The organism is Aquimarina sediminis (assembly GCF_002895435.1).
Lineage (GTDB): Bacteria > Bacteroidota > Bacteroidia > Flavobacteriales > Flavobacteriaceae > Aquimarina > Aquimarina sediminis.
In genome coordinates, this window is the sequence record NZ_POYJ01000005.1 from 116,047 (window position 1) to 131,496 (window position 15,450).

The following is a 15,450-nucleotide window of genomic DNA, read 5'->3' on the forward strand; positions in this document are numbered from 1 at the left end:
ATCTAAATCGGGAGATGTTGCAGCATTTCTCGATTTTTGTTTTTTATAGTTATTATGTAACCATATTTGATGACTATTTAGGGGTTAATAATTATTTCATTTTCTTTGATATTGAAATTAAAGAATGTGTTACTCTTAAAGGTTTTTAACACATCTTCGATATCTTCAATATCAAATCGACCAGTAAATTTTTCTTTTTTGATTTTTTGATAGTTAACAGTTATCTTTTTATCATAAGCTCTTTCAAGTTTTTTTATGATGTTTTCAAAACTCTCATTCTTAAATAATAAGACTCCATCAACCCATGCGATATAATTTTCTGTTTTAACATCAGAGATACTTAAGCTTCGATCAGATCTAGATAGACTGGCTTTTTGATTCGGAACAAGTATTTGATCGGTATCCTTATTAAAACGTTCCTTTGCTTTAGAAACACCTACACTACCTTCTACAAGAACAACTTCAGAAAAACTATCATTGCCATAAGAAGAAACGTTAAATTTTGTTCCTAAAACTTCGGTTCTAATGCCATTTGTAGATACTATAAAAGGATCTTTTTCGTTTCGAGCTACTTCAAAATATGCCTCACCAGATAATTCTACCTCACGAAGACGACCAGGAATAAATTGAGCAGGAAACTTTAGAGTAGAACCTGCATTGACATGAACAGTTGTTCCATCAGATAGAACTAGTTGAAATTTTTTGCCATAAGGAACTTTTAAAGTATTAATACTTAACTTAGCTTGAGAAGCATTGCTTTCATCATTTTTGTAAACTATTTTACTTTTTTCCTGAAAACCTAATACAATTCCGTCTTCATTTTTAATCTCTTTGAATAACTCATTATCTTTTATAGTTTCAAAACTTCCATTATCCTGCTGTAGAGTTATTTCATTAATGGGTTGATCAGTTTCAAAAATATCCCTGTTGTAATATAGTGTAGCACTAATTAATAGACCAACAAAGATAGCTGCATATTTTAGATAATTATTGATTCTATTTTTGCGGGTTTTACTAAGAGATTTTGTATTTTGTATTTTCTTATGAAGTAATGATAATGCTTTTTGAGAATCAAAATCATTTTTGTTCAATTGGATGTAATGATCAGCAACAATATATTTCTTGAATTCGTTTAGATTTTTTTCATCTTTTAACGATTCTTTGAACTCGTTGAGTTCATGCTCGGACATCTCGTTATTCAAGTATTTATGTATTTGATTTATATCCAAACCGTTGTTTTTTTTCATGCGAATTATTGGCTTATTTATAGGTAAGACTTAAAAAAAATGGAAAACCCTTACTTTGGGTACTGTTTTTTTTATTATTTATGTAAAGTTTTTGTTAATTATCTTATGATAGGGTTTAAAAATGAGTTAAAAAAAGGATTGCTATAAAGAACGAAACCCAAATAGAGGAACTAAAAAAAGGGAATGAATTTGTATATAGGCATTTATATGAAATGCACTATAACGAGCTGTGTTCGTATATCTTTAGCTTATCCAGAAATAAACAACAAGCAGAAGATATTGTTCAGAATGTAATGCTTAAAATCTGGAAGAATAGAGAGCGATTAAAAATCAATACTTCTATTAAAAGTTATTTGTATAAATCTTGCTATTATGAGCTTGTTGATACTTATAAAAAGAATAAAAAAGAGTTAAATTATATAGAACAGATACAAAAAGAGGCATTAGATATCTTTATGGAAGAAGATAACGATTTTATAAAAAAACAAATAAAACGTATTCAGATAGAAATTGATAAGCTTCCTCCCAAATGCAAAGAAGTTTTTATCTTAAATAAGATTCAAGGGTTAAAATATAGAGAAGTTGCAGAACAATTGGATATCTCTGTTAAAACGGTCGAAGCTCAGATGTCAAAAGCTATGGTAAGAATTAAAGATGCACTTGATTAACTTGCTTCTTAAAGGATCTAGTAAAAGCATTCTTCAAATTTATTTTCTTAATGCATATAATCCCAGAATAGGACCTATTGATAGAAACACGTATAATAAAGTGTTGTCTAATACTTCTGATAAGAAAGATAATAACTGAATACTAATAATTGTTATCGAAAATCCAACACAATTAATAATAGTGAGCCCCGTACCTCTAAGTTCTGGAGGAGCAGCCGCGGCAGCCATTGTCGAAAATTGGGGAGAATCTGAAATTACTAACATACCCCAAATACCCAAGGCTATTAAAAACCACTCTGGTGGTAATTGAAAAAGAAAAGGCGAGATAATACAAAACACTCCTGAGATTAACAACGAGTTATATGCTACTTTTCTACTACCTGTTTTTAATGATATCAGTCCTCCAAGAATACAAGAAATAGCACCAACACCAATAATAATAAAAGACCAGAAGGATATCTGAAGCTGAACAAAATGCTGATTTGCATATGTTTTGAGAATAACAGGGACAAAACCCCAAAAAGCATATAACTCCCACATATGACCAAAGTAACCAAAAGCAGCTTTCTTAAAACCCGGAATATTAAATAATTGAGTGACAATCCCAAGCTGAAGTTTATCTACTAATTTTCTATAAGGACCATCTGGTACCAAGAACCACATGGCTAACCCACCAATAAAAGCAAAAATAGAAGTGCTTATAATTACCGCTTTATAGTCACTGCTCCATGAAAATTCATTGATTAAATGTGGAAAAGCTGTTCCAAGAACCAAAGCGCCAACCAAAAAACCCAGTGCGCTTCCTAAACCGTCTTTATAATAATCCGAAGCTATTTTCATTCCAATAGGATAGATCCCCGCTAGAAAAAAACCGGTACCAAATCGTGCGGTAAGTAAATTAAATACAGTTATGTCTGGAATCAATAATGACATATTACATAGACTTCCTAAAAATGCACAAATCATAAATATACGAGAGGGAGAAAAACGATCAGCAATTGTAAGCAACGCAAATGTAAGTGTCCCTATAATAAAACCAAACTGTACAAAGGAAAGGAGATATCCCAAAATATTAAAAGAAACGTCAAACTGAGTAGCAAGATCATCTATAACAGCGTTACCAGCAAACCACAATGAAGTACAAAAAAATTGTGAAATAATAATTACCGGAAGAATGTAGAATTTTGATCTCAATAGGCTATTCTTTTAAAACTATTGTACCAAAAACATCAGCGGTAATCCATCCTAGATTTTTTTCTTCTCCAGGAATAAAAACCGAACCAATAAGATTTTCTCTCTCTTTACTACTATCATTATCATGATAAGCGATAGCAAAACCCAGTTTCTGATCTTTTTGTAATACTACAGGGTCATTCACTTTTCCTTCTTTATAAGTATCATCATAAACCGTAATTTCAAACTCCCATACAGATACATCTCCTTGAGTGACTCGTTTTGATTTTACATGACTATTAAGTAGAATAGGAGTTTTGGATTCGTCTAGATCAACTACATTCCCATCTAATGCCACATGGTAAGCGAATGCATTATTTGAATATTGATGATTTCCTCCAGAATTATCAGCATCAATAAAAATGTCTATACAGTCATCATCCCACCATAACTTTAGTGGGTCTTTGTGTTGATCGTACAAAACATTATCCTTTATTTCTACCAAGATATATATAGCTTCTGGAGACCATACCATTTTATATCTGCCAAAAAAATCATTAAATGTATATGATTTACCTAACCACTTTTGATCAAAAGCATACCATATAGATTCTTTCCAAATTGGGTCATTCATATCTCCATCCAGTTTAGGAACAATAATGGCCTTATTCACTTCTCTAATTTGATGGTCAATTTTACCTATTTCATGTTGATCTATAACCGCTAATGTACCTTCTAGATTGCTTGTTGTGTCTTTTTTGCAACCAATTAAAAGTAATAAAATGTGTAATAAGGCTATTTTTTTCATAGTAGGATTTGGTAGTATAATTATGATAAAAGTAATGAAGATAATTTAAAAACTCAGTATAGTATATAAATAAGTAATAATCAGTTAGTGTTCTGATCGCTTATTTGTTTTGCAAGTAAAGGATGCCGAGACAAGATTAATATTGCCCTAGGATATAACTATAATTGTCTAACAAAATTCTACACTTCATTCTACAATGAAATAATAAAGGACAGCTCAATATACATTTGTGCTGTAAATATAAAAGAAGTGTCAGCAGAATTTGAAACACAAATTTAATTTCTGTTTACCCAATTTTAACAATTCAAAAATAGAGAAGTAAAGAATGAAACATTCGGCAAGAATTTTTTGGAAAAAGGAACCACAAGAGTTATTTGTGGATGGTGAGTATAGCAGAACACATATGTGGTCATTTGATGGAGGAGCAAAACTTATAGCATCCTCATCACCTCAAGTAGTTCCTATTCCTATGTCAGATCCATCAGTTATTGATCCTGAAGAAGCTTTTTTAGCATCTCTTTCAAGTTGTCATATGTTGTTTTTTCTATCTATTGCGATGAGCCAAAAATATAGTGTTAAGACATATGAAGATAATGTTTGTGGGACTCTTGGCAAAAATAAAAAAGGAAAAACAGCAATAGAGCAAATTAAACTAAACCCTAAGGTGATTTTTTGTGGTTCAAAACAACCATCTATGGCTCAAGTAGTAAAAATGCACGATATGGCACACGCAAGATGCTTTATTGCAAACACGATACAGTCAGAAATAAGTATACATCCATTAATATAATTTAATTTAGAAATGAAAGATTTAGCAATACGTTTAGGAAATCACCCTGGAGCTTTAGCCGAAATGGGAGAAATATTGGAAAAGGCAGGAGTAAGTGTAGAAGGAGGAGGAGCTTGGGTAATAGGTGACTCTGGAGAAGCCCATTTTTTGTTTAAAGAAGCGGATAAGGCAAAAGAAGCATTAACAAAAGCAGGTATCCAGGTTGTAAAAGAAAATAGAATTCTTGTACAACGATTAAAACAAGATCAACCCGGACAATTAGGGAAAATAACAAGATTAATGCAACAAGCAGGAGTAAATATACAGGCGCTTTATAGTGATCATGATAATCAATTGATACTGGTAGTAGATGATTATGAAAAAGGAAAGGTTGTTTCAGACAATTGGAGTAAAGGGGTATATGAGTAATTAGAATTATGGATTCGATTGAGATTGTTTTATTAAATGCAGAAGAGACCCGAAGACGAAGTAAAAAACTATGGCAGGGGATACCAAAAAAATATTGGGATTGGAAACCCGATAAAGATGCTTTTACTATTATTGAAATGATAAGACATGTGTTAGAGAGTGAACATTTATTTCATGTTATAATAGATAATAGGGGCAATCTGGGAGATTATCAATCTCCATGGGAAGGAGTGAAATTTTCTAGTTTGGAGTTTGAGTTAGAAATGGCAATACAGTATAGGGAAAGCTTTCTTGATATGATAAAAGGTTGCACACCTTATGATCTAGAACATGTAAGAATCGAAAGAACCGAAGTAGCTCAAAGTAAAAAGTTAGGGGATTACCTTAATAGAATTATATTTCATGAAGCTGTACATATGGGGCAAATGCTAAATTATTTAAGAACATTAAGAATAGAATGTCCTAATATATGGGATTAAAGATATACAGAAGAGTTTATATGAAACATAATTAAAAAAGTACTGTGATAATAATAAAACTACTGCTATATAAGAAAAGTTGCTGTAGATGTTAACAAAATTGCTGTAGCGTATAAAAAGTTATTGAAGCCCATAAAAAGTTACTGTTATTGATAAAAAGTTCCTGTAACTCAAAAAAAGTTACTGTAGCAGATAATGAAGTTGCTGTAGTCTATAAAAACCTACTGTAGTTTGTAAAAAGTTACTGTAATTCATAAAGGCTCTGATAAATATTTAATTACTATTTTGATGATGTGGCAAGAAAAAACTATTAGACTAATTTAGCATATTAGAGTAAAATCAATATTTATTTACTGTTTATGGAAGAATTTGAAAACAAATTTTCTGAAGTAGCCGCTCTTTTAGGAGATAAATCTCGTGCTATAATGCTATGGTGTTTATTAGATGGAAGAGCCTATACTGCTATGGAGTTATCTGTATGTGCAGATATCTCTGCACAATCAGCCAGTAATCATTTAAAAAAATTATTAGAGGCTAATATATTATATGTAGAAAAGCAAGGGCGACATAGGTATTATAGATTTACAAGTTCTGAGGTAGCACAGGTTATAGAATCTATGGCAGGTTTAGTATCACTAAATAATGATTATAAAAGAGTAAAAGGACCAAAGCAAAGTGATATTACTTATGCAAGGACATGTTATGATCATTTGGCAGGAGAAATAGGTGTTAAAATCACAGATGCATTACTTGATATTGGAGTAGTAGAGGTTATAGAGAAATCATACATTGTAACTCCTGTAGGGAAAGATTGGTTTAAAGACATTGGAGTAAACGTTAATGAAGTAATGTTGCAAAAACGCTCTTTTGCACATCCATGCCTTGATTGGAGTGAACGTAGACATCATCTTGCCGGTGCTCTTGGAGCTTCTTTTCTTACCAGTTTATTACAAAATGATTGGATAAGAAGAAAGAAAGATTCGAGAGAAGTGACTGTAACTTCTAGGGGAAAATCAGAATTTAAAAAAAGGCTAAATATAGATATATAAAAACCGCCTTTTACACAATAAAAAAAGGCGGTTTTATAAATTAAAATTAAACAACTTCCCGGTTTAATGCCTCGGGACAGGCGATTTAATCAGCATTATGTATTAGAAAATCTATTATGGGGTATCTAATGCATAATACAGGTCAACTACAGAAAAGATCAAAAACTTAGTTTTCCTGTTTGTTATTAACCAATAAAGTAGCCGTTTTCCTTGGCAATTTTATCAGCAATTTTAGTTCGTAATGCTACAACATTTGGTTGGTTTGCATATTTAGTGAAACGCTTTAATCCCATAAGCATCATTCTTTGTTCATCACCTTCTGCAAAAGAAACTATTCCTTCTTTTCCTTTTTTGATAATGATATCTACCGCATTGTACAAATATAGTTGAGACATTGCGATTTGTGTTTCCTGTGCTTCTTCACCAAAACGTTTTGCATTTTTCTCAGTTCTTAAAATGGTGGATTCTGCCATATAGATCTCGATCAAAATATCAGAAGCTGCCAATAATAGTTGTTGGTGTTCTTCTAATTGAGGACCATACTTTTGTACGGCAGCACCTGCAACCATTAAGAAAACTTTCTTAAGTTTTGCAATAATCTCTTTTTCTTCAGAAAACAATACAGAGTAATCCGGAGTGTCAAAAGATGGTATACCTGTAAGCTCATCTGCCACTTTCATTGCAGGTCCTAAAAGATCTACATGACCCTTCATTGCTTTCTTAACTAGCATTCCTACAGCAAGCATACGATTGATTTCATTCGTACCCTCATAGATACGAGAAATACGAGCATCTCTCCAAGCAGATTCCATAGGAGTGTCTGCCGAGAATCCCATACCTCCAAAAATCTGTACCCCTTCATCAGTACAGTTTTGTACATCTTCAGAAACAGCAACTTTAAGAATAGAGCACTCAATAGCATATTCTTCTACACCTTTTAGTTCTGCTTCCTGGTGTGTGTTTCCTTCTGCCTGGCGAATAGCAATTCTATCTTCGATGTTTTTTGCAGCTCTGTAACTAGCAGATTCATCGGCATATGTATTGGTAGCCATTTCAGCAATTTTGGCTTTAATAGCTCCAAAATTCATAATCGGAGTTTTAAATTGAATACGCTCATTAGCATATTTAGTCGCTTCTCCAATTACTCGACGCTGAGCATCAAGACATGCGGCTGCAAGTTTAATACGGCCAACATTCAATGCATTCATGGCGATCTTAAATCCATTACCTCTTTCTGATAACATATTTTCTACTGGTACTTTTGTATCACTAAAAAATACCTGACGAGTAGAGGAGGAATGAATTCCTAATTTTTTTTCTTCTTCTCCTAATGTAATACCATTAGATGGGTCATTTTCTACAATAAAACCAGTGATGTTCTTATCGTCTTCGATACGAGCAAAAACAATAAAAAGACTACAGAAACCGGCATTAGAGATCCACATTTTTTGCCCAGAAATCGAATAATGTTTCCCGTCTTCGGATAGTACAGCCTTCGTTTTACCAGAATTGGCATCTGATCCTGCTCCTGGTTCTGTAAGGCAATAAGCACCAAACCATTCTCCTGTAGCAAGTTTAGGGACATACTTTTTCTTTTGCTCTTCATTACCATATAAAGTGATAGGCATAGTACCGATACCAGTATGAGCTCCAAAGGCAGTACTGAAAGATCCGGTAGCTCCAGAAATATAGTCACAAACCAACATTGTGGATACGAACCCCATCCCTAAACCGTCGTAGGCTTCGGGAACAGAAACTCCTAATAATCCAAGTTCGCCTGCTTTGCGCATACATTCTTCAGTAAAAGCATAGTCTTTACTTTCAAAACGCTCCCAATTTGCCCATAACTCACGATCTACAAATTCTTTTGCGCTATCACGCATCATTCTTTGTTCTTCAGAAAAATCTTCTGGAGTAAATACATCTTCACAGTTGGTTTCCTTAACAAGAAACTGACCTCCTCTTAGAATATCTTTATTTATACTTTTTTCACTCATTTTTTTCTTTATTTAAAGCCTAGACGACTAATATCTAGAGTCTAGAGTTTATTGATTTATAATTTTATTTTCTAGCTTAGGAATTCAAAAATACCTGCGGCTCCTTGCCCTGTACCAACACACATGGTTACCATACCATATTTGCCTTTCATATCGCGTTTACGCATCTCATCAAATAACTGAACCGAAAGTTTTGCTCCTGTACAACCTAATGGATGTCCTAATGCAATGGCGCCCCCGTTTACATTTACAATATCTTGATTGAGATTCAATTCTCTCATAACAGCAAGTGATTGCGAAGCAAAGGCTTCGTTTAGTTCTATGAGTTCGATATCATCTTGTTTTAATCCAGCTTGTTTTAAAGCTTTAGGGATTGCTTTTACAGGACCGATACCCATAATTCTTGGCTCTACACCTGCAGCAGCATAGTTCACAAGCCTTGCAATAGGTTCAAGGTTTAATTCTTTTACCATATCTTCACTCATAACCATTACAAAAGCAGCTCCATCACTCATCTGAGAAGAGTTACCAGCTGTTACACTTCCTCCTGCTTCGAATACTGGTCTTAGTTTAGCAAGTACTTCTTTACTAGTGCCTGCACGTGGTCCTTCATCTTTGGATACGATATAAGATTTGTTGGCTTTTTTTCCATTTTCATCTACATAGGTTTGTTCTACATTAATGGGAACAATTTGATCTTGAAAACGACCTTCGGCTTGCGCTTTTAGGGCTTTCATGTGGGAGTTGTAAGCAAACTCGTCCTGATCTTCACGAGATACATTAAACTGATGTGCTACTGCTTCTGCGGTATTACCCATTCCCCAATAATAATCTTCGTGCCCTGATTTGGCTAAGTCATAATTAAGTTCTGTTTTATACCCTGTCATTGGTACAGAACTCATACTTTCTGCTCCTCCGGCAATAATACAATCTGCCATTCCTGATTGTATTTTGGCTGTTGCAATACCTATAGTTTCAATTCCTGAAGAGCAAAACCTGTTTACAGTTACACCTGGTACGTCAATAGAATTTAATCCCATAAGTGAGATAAGACGTGCCATGTTTAATCCTTGAGATCCTTCGGGCATTGCATTACCAACAATAACATCGTCAATACGTGTTTTGTCTAACTGAGGCAGTTCTTTCATCATGTGTTCTATGGTTTCTGCTGCCAATTCATCTGTTCTTTTGAACCTGAACACCCCGCGAGGAGCTTTTCCTACGGCTGTTCTATATGCTTTTACTATATATGCTGTTTTCATAGTTTTATAGTATTGAGTATTGAGGTATTAGTATTGAAGGTTATAATTTTTTCTGAAATGAATAATTCATTTTCTGGATTTCAATACATGATTCAATAACTTGTTCTACTTTTTCTTTACTTATTATATTTAATTCTATTACTAACATTAATTATGTATGAAGTTCATAACATGAGCCATTAGCAATACTTAAAAAATGTTTAAATTCTTTACCTGAATTTCTTCCTGCACCTTCTGCAATATTGGAAGAAATAGAGATTGCACTTCGTTTAGTTTGAGAAATTAAGCCATATTTTTCATTAGACGGGAGTTGGCTAGCAAGTTGGTATACTGATTTGGCTAAATCAATTGATTTCTTCCATATTTTCAAATCTTCAACCTTCTGCATTATTAATCTAATTACTCAATACTAAATTCTCAATACTAGTTACGTAACGGTTTTCCTTTTTTAAGCATATGTTCTATACGCTCCAGAGTTTTACGTTCTGTACATAAAGACAAGAAGGCTTCTCTTTCTAGGTCTAATAAATATTGTTCTGTTACCAATGTTGGCTCGGATAGATCTCCTCCGGCCATTACATAACCTAATTTATTTGCTATTTTCTTATCATGCTCAGAAATATACTTACTAGCTTCCATAGAATCTGTTCCTACCAAGAACATTCCCAAAGCTTGTTTACCTAATACTTTTATGTCCTTACGGCGTGGTGATTGGGTGTAGCCTTGTTCTGCCATTAATTTGGCATAAGCTTTTGCGGTAGCAATTTGTCGGTCTTTATTTACAACGACAATATCTTTTCCTTTCTGAAGTATATTGGTATCAAATGCTTCATAAGCAGAGGTTGATACTTTTGCCATACCAATAGTTAAGAAATGCTCTTGAAGCACATTAAGCTCAACATCGTTTTTCTTAAAAGTATCAGATGCTCTAAGTGCCATTTCTTTGGATCCACCCCCACCAGGGATTACTCCAACACCAAATTCTACTAATCCTATATATGTTTCGGCAGCAGCAACTACTTTGTCTGCGTGCATAGAAAGCTCACAACCACCGCCAAGTGCCATCCCATGAGGAGCTGCAATTGTAGGGATCGAAGAATAACGCATACGCATCATAGAGTCCTGGAAGTATTTGATAGCCATATTAAGCTCATCATACTCCTGTTCTACAGCCATCATAAAAATCATTCCTATGTTGGCTCCAACAGAGAAGTTTGCAGCTTGATTACCAACAACCAGTCCTTGAAAATCTTTTTCAGCAATATCAATAGCTTTGTTTAGACCTGCTAGTACATCACCACCAATAGTGTTCATCTTACTCTGAAACTCGAGATTTAGTATTCCATCTCCAAGATCTTCTACAACTACACCGCTATTTTTAAATACCTCGGAAGATTTACGGATATTATCAAGAATAATAAATGCATCTTGTCCTGGTACTTTTGTTTGTTCCTTTTTTGGGATATCATAAAAGAAAGTCGCTCCATCTTTTATGGTATAGAAAGAGGTGTTTCCTGAAGCAATCATATCATTTACCCATGCAGCTGGTTCTAGACCTTCTGCTTTCATGATTTCGATTCCTTTTTCTACTCCGATAGCATCCCATATTTGGAAAGGACCATGTTCCCATCCAAAACCTGCTTTCATAGCATCATCTATCTTGTATAGCTCATCGGTTATTTCAGGGATTCTATTTGATACATATGCGAATAAGGCTGATAGCGTTTTACGATAAAATTCACCAGCTTTATCTTTACCAGCTACTAAAACTTTAAAACGATCAACTACTTTGTCAATTGTTTTTGTCATTTCTAGAGTAGGGAAGGAAGCCCTTTTCTTTCCTCTGTATTCTAAGGAGTCCAAATCAAGAGAGAGAATTTCCTTTTTTCCATCAGCTCCAACATTCTTCTTATAAAACCCTTGTTTAGTTTTGCTTCCAAGCCATTTGTTCTCTACCATAGTGTTAATAAACTCTGGCAATTTAAACAACTCTAGGCGTTCATCATTAGGGCAATTGTCTGCAATACCATTTGCCACATGAACCAGAGTGTCTAAACCAACAACATCTACAGTACGAAATGTAGCAGATTTTGGTCGACCAATTACCGGTCCTGTTAACTTGTCTACTTCTTCTATGGTAAGCCCCATATCTTTTACCATATGGAATAGACTCATTATACTAAAAATACCAATTCTATTACCTATAAAAGCAGGGGTGTCTTTTGCAACTACTGATGTTTTTCCTAGAAACTGCTCTCCATATCCATTAAGGAATTCCAAAACTTCTTGAGATGTATTTGGACCAGGAATGATTTCAAATAATTTCAGATATCGAGCGGGGTTAAAGAAGTGGGTTCCACAGAAATGTTTCTGGAAATCATCGCTTCTACCTTCGCTCATAAATTTGATAGGTATTCCTGATGTATTAGAAGTGATTAATGTGCCTGGAGTTCTATGTTTTTCAAGATTTTCAAAGACTAATTTTTTAATATCTAATCGTTCTACAACAACCTCAATAATCCAATCTACATCAGCAACTTTTGCAATATCATCTTCCAGATTTCCTGTGGTAATACGATTTGCAAATTTTTGATGATAAATGGGAGAGGGTTTAGATTTAAGAGCGGTAGTAAGTGAGTCGTTTACTAATCGGTTACGAACTACTTTGTTTTCAAGGGTAAGACCTTTTGCTTTTTCCTTGTCATTAAGTTCTCTTGGAACTATGTCTAATAATAGTACTTCGATACCAATATTAGCGAAATGGCATGCAATACCGGATCCCATTATTCCTGAGCCGACAACTGCAACTTTTTTAATGATTCTTTTCATTTTTTAACTTAGAGTTGTTAAGGTTTTATAGATTCTTGTTTTGAGTAAATTTTTTTTGAGGATATAAGGTCATTTATGGTTTGAAAAACCTCTAAGAAAATATCTAACTTTTCTTGAGGTACATGTTTTCGTACCATATTATCAAAAGTAAAAACTACTTCTTTCGAGAAATTTCTCATTTCTATACCAAAAGGGGTGAGGTAGATTAGGACACCACGACCGTCCTGAGGGTTTTTCTTTCTGAAAATTAACCCTTTTTCTTCCATGGTTTTTAATGTCCGTGATAAACTTGTGGCTTCCATCCCCATTTTGGGACCCAAGGAAGTAGAAGGGGTTCCACTTTCCGGATCTATACTTAGCAAAGCAAATCCAGTAGCCATTGTACTTCCCTTTTTGCCTGCTTCTTCATTATACATCTTAGCAACGGCCATCCAAGTGGCTCTAAGTGCATAATCGATTGTCTTTTCTCTCATTCAAAAAAATTATTGTGATGTAAAGGTAAGAAAATTTATTATGCACGCATAATAAATATGATAAAAAATCGAGAAAAGATGGAGTAATATACATTTTTTTATTAATTCAACAAAAAAACTCCCCATTAAATGAGGAGTTTACTGATTAAAAGTTAACCTTATGCGTTTTACGCATTGTAATCAGTTAATTGAATTAGCCATAAATTTTAGAATATAAATCTTTGTATTTTTCTTTTATTACTTTTCTTTTTAGTTTCATAGTAGGGGTAAGGTGCCCGGCATCAATACTCCATTCATCCGGTGTAAGCTCGAATCGTTTAACACGTTCCCATTTTCCGAATTTTTCATTATGTTGATCAACTTCGGTTTGGTAACGATCTATTACTGCTTGATCATTTAGTATTTCATGAATTTCCCCTTCTATTTTGATACCTTTTCGTTCTGCCCATTCTTTTAAAAACTCGAAATTGGGCTGTATAAAGGCGGCTGGCATTTTTTGTCCTTCTCCAATAACCATAATTTGTTCGATAAAACGTGATTGTTTCATTGCGTTCTCGATCAGTTGCGGAGCTACATATTTACCACCAGAGGTTTTAAACATCTCTTTTTTACGGTCTGTGATTTTTAAAAAGCCATTACTGTCAACTTCTCCGATATCTCCAGTATGGAAATATCCATTTTTTAAGACTTCATTGGTTTTTTCTTCATCTTTATAATAACCTTGCATTACTTGCGGACCTTTTACTAGGATCTCACCATCTTCGGCTATTTTTACTTCAGTATCAGGAATCATTCTTCCTACAGTTCCTATTTTGAAACCCTTATTAGCCAACTCGTTTACAGAGATTACAGGAGATGTTTCGGTGAGCCCATATCCTTCCATCACTCCAATTCCTGCAGCATTAAATACTCTTGCTAATCTTGGTTGAAGAGCAGCGCTTCCTGATGCAATTAGCTTTAAATTACCGCCTAGAGCTTCTTGCCATTTACTAAAAATAAGTTTTCTGGCAAGTCCAAGTTTTTTTTCATACCACCATCCATTGGCTTCGTATGGCTCGTATTTTAAACCAAGTTCTACAGCCCAAAAGAACAATTTCTTTTTAACGCCTGTTAAGTCAGCGCCCTTTGCTATGATTTTGTCATAAACTTTTTCTAATAACCTTGGTACAGCAGTCATTACTTCGGGTTTAACCTCTTTTAAGTTATCACTGATGGTTTCAAGGGATTCGGCAAAATAGATACTTACGCCTCTGTATTGATATAGGTACATTAGCATTCTTTCGTAAATGTGACACACAGGTAAAAAACTTAAGGCACTTGTTTCGCCATCTACTATAGGAAATCTTGTAGAACTATTTATAGAGTTACTTACTACATTTTTATGACTTAACATTACTCCCTTAGGTCTTCCCGTGGTTCCTGAGGTATATATTAAAGTAGCCAAATCATCTTCTTTTACAGAAGCCATGATTTTCTCAACCTCTTCTTGATTACTGTCATCTTTACCCAACTCCAGAACTTTTTCCCAGCTTTTACACCCATCAATAGTATTAAAAGAAAAAACTTCTTTTAATGACGGGACATTTGCCTTGATGTTTTCAACTTTTTGAAATACTTCATCATCAGATACAAAACAGTACTTTGCTTCAGAATGATTTAAAACATATTCATAATCTTCCTGAGAGATTGTTGGGTAAATAGGAACGTCTTGTGCTCCAATTTGAAGAACACCTATGTCGGTTATATTCCACTCAGTTCTATTATTAGAAGATATGATAGCAATTTTGTCATTAGGTTGTACTCCTAGTCTAAGTAAACCTCGGCTAATTTGGTTTGCTTTTTCTACATATTCTTTGGTAGAAGTCGCCACCCATTTACCGTTATATTTAGTTACTAAAGCTTTTTCCAAATTAAATTTTTCCAGTTGATAATGTGGGAAATCAAAGAGTCTTGTAATTGTCGTCATAAGTTGTTTTAAAATAATTTTTGTAGCTTTTAAAGTTCCTAATATGATGGTTGTTTAAATAAAACTAGCTAAATGAAATAATCCATAATAAGCTAAAAAAGTATCATTATTTAAGAATACATAAAAACTATTATGCGTGCATAGTTTCGCAAATTATAAAAAATCTTATAATACACAACTCTAATATATAAAAAAAGGAACTGTAATTTGTTAACTCCTTAATATTTTATCGTTTTTGATGAGAAATTCATCTTTTATACATTTGAAAAATGTTTTAACGATTTCATAATAGCTTAAAAGC

Annotated in this window: 14 protein-coding genes; 5 read left to right on the top strand and 9 right to left on the bottom strand. The window is 33.8% G+C overall.

Going from position 1 to position 15,450, the window contains the following annotated elements:
* Positions 1–77 precede the first annotated feature (77 nt).
* Positions 78–1,247 carry a FecR family protein gene (locus C1X07_RS13020; protein WP_103070465.1) on the bottom strand — a complete coding sequence of 390 codons (1,170 nt, stop codon included), beginning with the start codon at positions 1,245–1,247 and terminating at the stop codon, positions 78–80.
* A 161-nt stretch (positions 1,248–1,408) separates the two neighbouring features.
* Here C1X07_RS13020 and C1X07_RS13025 point away from each other — a divergent pair, with 161 nt between their 5' ends.
* Positions 1,409–1,915, top strand: coding sequence for an RNA polymerase sigma factor (locus tag C1X07_RS13025; protein ID WP_394335670.1), 507 nt, complete (start codon positions 1,409–1,411; stop codon positions 1,913–1,915).
* 39 nt (positions 1,916–1,954) lie between these two features.
* Here the strand turns inward: C1X07_RS13025 and C1X07_RS13030 are convergent, their stop codons facing one another.
* Both C1X07_RS13030 and C1X07_RS13035 read right to left on the bottom strand, forming a co-directional pair.
* On the bottom strand, positions 1,955–3,109 hold the full coding sequence (locus C1X07_RS13030) for an MFS transporter (protein WP_103070467.1): 1,155 nt from the start codon (positions 3,107–3,109) through the stop codon (positions 1,955–1,957).
* A 4-nt stretch (positions 3,110–3,113) separates the two neighbouring features.
* Entirely contained in the window at positions 3,114–3,896 is a 783-nt protein-coding gene (locus tag C1X07_RS13035; RefSeq protein ID WP_103070468.1) for a sugar-binding protein, read from the bottom strand.
* A gap of 325 nt (positions 3,897–4,221) precedes the next feature.
* Here C1X07_RS13035 and C1X07_RS13040 point away from each other — a divergent pair, with 325 nt between their 5' ends.
* The 4 genes from C1X07_RS13040 to C1X07_RS13055 all read left to right on the top strand — a co-directional run bounded on the left by C1X07_RS13040 (position 4,222) and on the right by C1X07_RS13055 (position 6,622).
* Positions 4,222–4,686 (top strand): OsmC family protein, encoded by a 465-nt coding sequence (locus tag C1X07_RS13040; RefSeq protein WP_103070469.1) that lies wholly within the window; start codon positions 4,222–4,224, stop codon positions 4,684–4,686.
* A gap of 12 nt (positions 4,687–4,698) precedes the next feature.
* Positions 4,699–5,094 carry an amino acid-binding ACT domain-containing protein gene (locus C1X07_RS13045; protein WP_103070470.1) on the top strand — a complete coding sequence of 132 codons (396 nt, stop codon included), beginning with the start codon at positions 4,699–4,701 and terminating at the stop codon, positions 5,092–5,094.
* 8 nt (positions 5,095–5,102) lie between these two features.
* Positions 5,103–5,573 (top strand): DinB family protein, encoded by a 471-nt coding sequence (locus tag C1X07_RS13050; RefSeq protein WP_103070471.1) that lies wholly within the window; start codon positions 5,103–5,105, stop codon positions 5,571–5,573.
* Positions 5,574–5,932: 359 nt separating this feature from the next.
* The gene (locus tag C1X07_RS13055) at positions 5,933–6,622 is read left to right on the top strand and encodes an ArsR/SmtB family transcription factor (RefSeq protein ID WP_103070472.1); all 690 of its coding nucleotides are present in this window, start codon (positions 5,933–5,935) and stop codon (positions 6,620–6,622) included.
* Positions 6,623–6,807: 185 nt separating this feature from the next.
* Here the strand turns inward: C1X07_RS13055 and C1X07_RS13060 are convergent, their stop codons facing one another.
* The 6 genes from C1X07_RS13060 to C1X07_RS13085 form a co-directional block, all read right to left on the bottom strand.
* Positions 6,808–8,619: an acyl-CoA dehydrogenase family protein gene (locus C1X07_RS13060; protein WP_103070473.1), complete on the bottom strand. Its 1,812-nt coding sequence runs from the start codon at positions 8,617–8,619 to the stop codon at positions 6,808–6,810.
* A 71-nt stretch (positions 8,620–8,690) separates the two neighbouring features.
* Positions 8,691–9,881, bottom strand: coding sequence for an acetyl-CoA C-acyltransferase (locus C1X07_RS13065; RefSeq protein WP_103070474.1), 1,191 nt, complete (start codon positions 9,879–9,881; stop codon positions 8,691–8,693).
* A 151-nt stretch (positions 9,882–10,032) separates the two neighbouring features.
* Complete coding sequence (locus C1X07_RS13070) at positions 10,033–10,269, bottom strand: four helix bundle protein (RefSeq protein ID WP_317046083.1); 237 nt, start codon at positions 10,267–10,269, stop codon at positions 10,033–10,035.
* A gap of 35 nt (positions 10,270–10,304) precedes the next feature.
* Positions 10,305–12,710: a 3-hydroxyacyl-CoA dehydrogenase/enoyl-CoA hydratase family protein gene (locus C1X07_RS13075; RefSeq protein WP_103070475.1), complete on the bottom strand. Its 2,406-nt coding sequence runs from the start codon at positions 12,708–12,710 to the stop codon at positions 10,305–10,307.
* Positions 12,711–12,727: 17 nt separating this feature from the next.
* A complete protein-coding gene (locus tag C1X07_RS13080; protein ID WP_103070476.1) occupies positions 12,728–13,183 on the bottom strand; it encodes a MarR family winged helix-turn-helix transcriptional regulator in 456 nt (151 codons plus the stop codon).
* Between the two features lie 193 nt (positions 13,184–13,376).
* A complete protein-coding gene (locus tag C1X07_RS13085; protein WP_103070477.1) occupies positions 13,377–15,149 on the bottom strand; it encodes an AMP-dependent synthetase/ligase in 1,773 nt (590 codons plus the stop codon).
* Between the last annotated feature and the right edge of the window lie 301 nt (positions 15,150–15,450).

Bases quoted from the DNA above. Each gene is read 5' to 3' on its own strand.
- C1X07_RS13035 (WP_103070468.1), bottom strand. From the start codon at position 3,896: ATGAAAAAAATAGCCTTATTACACATTTTATTACTTTTAATTGGTTGC.
- C1X07_RS13040 (WP_103070469.1), top strand. From the start codon at position 4,222: ATGAAACATTCGGCAAGAATTTTTTGGAAAAAGGAACCACAAGAGTTA.
- C1X07_RS13055 (WP_103070472.1), top strand. From the start codon at position 5,933: ATGGAAGAATTTGAAAACAAATTTTCTGAAGTAGCCGCTCTTTTAGGA.
- C1X07_RS13060 (WP_103070473.1), bottom strand. From the start codon at position 8,619: ATGAGTGAAAAAAGTATAAATAAAGATATTCTAAGAGGAGGTCAGTTT.
- C1X07_RS13020 (WP_103070465.1), bottom strand. From the start codon at position 1,247: ATGAAAAAAAACAACGGTTTGGATATAAATCAAATACATAAATACTTG.
- C1X07_RS13050 (WP_103070471.1), top strand. From the start codon at position 5,103: ATGGATTCGATTGAGATTGTTTTATTAAATGCAGAAGAGACCCGAAGA.
- C1X07_RS13065 (WP_103070474.1), bottom strand. From the start codon at position 9,881: ATGAAAACAGCATATATAGTAAAAGCATATAGAACAGCCGTAGGAAAA.
- C1X07_RS13045 (WP_103070470.1), top strand. From the start codon at position 4,699: ATGAAAGATTTAGCAATACGTTTAGGAAATCACCCTGGAGCTTTAGCC.
- C1X07_RS13085 (WP_103070477.1), bottom strand. From the start codon at position 15,149: ATGACGACAATTACAAGACTCTTTGATTTCCCACATTATCAACTGGAA.
- C1X07_RS13070 (WP_317046083.1), bottom strand. From the start codon at position 10,269: ATGCAGAAGGTTGAAGATTTGAAAATATGGAAGAAATCAATTGATTTA.
- C1X07_RS13080 (WP_103070476.1), bottom strand. From the start codon at position 13,183: ATGAGAGAAAAGACAATCGATTATGCACTTAGAGCCACTTGGATGGCC.
- C1X07_RS13075 (WP_103070475.1), bottom strand. From the start codon at position 12,710: ATGAAAAGAATCATTAAAAAAGTTGCAGTTGTCGGCTCAGGAATAATG.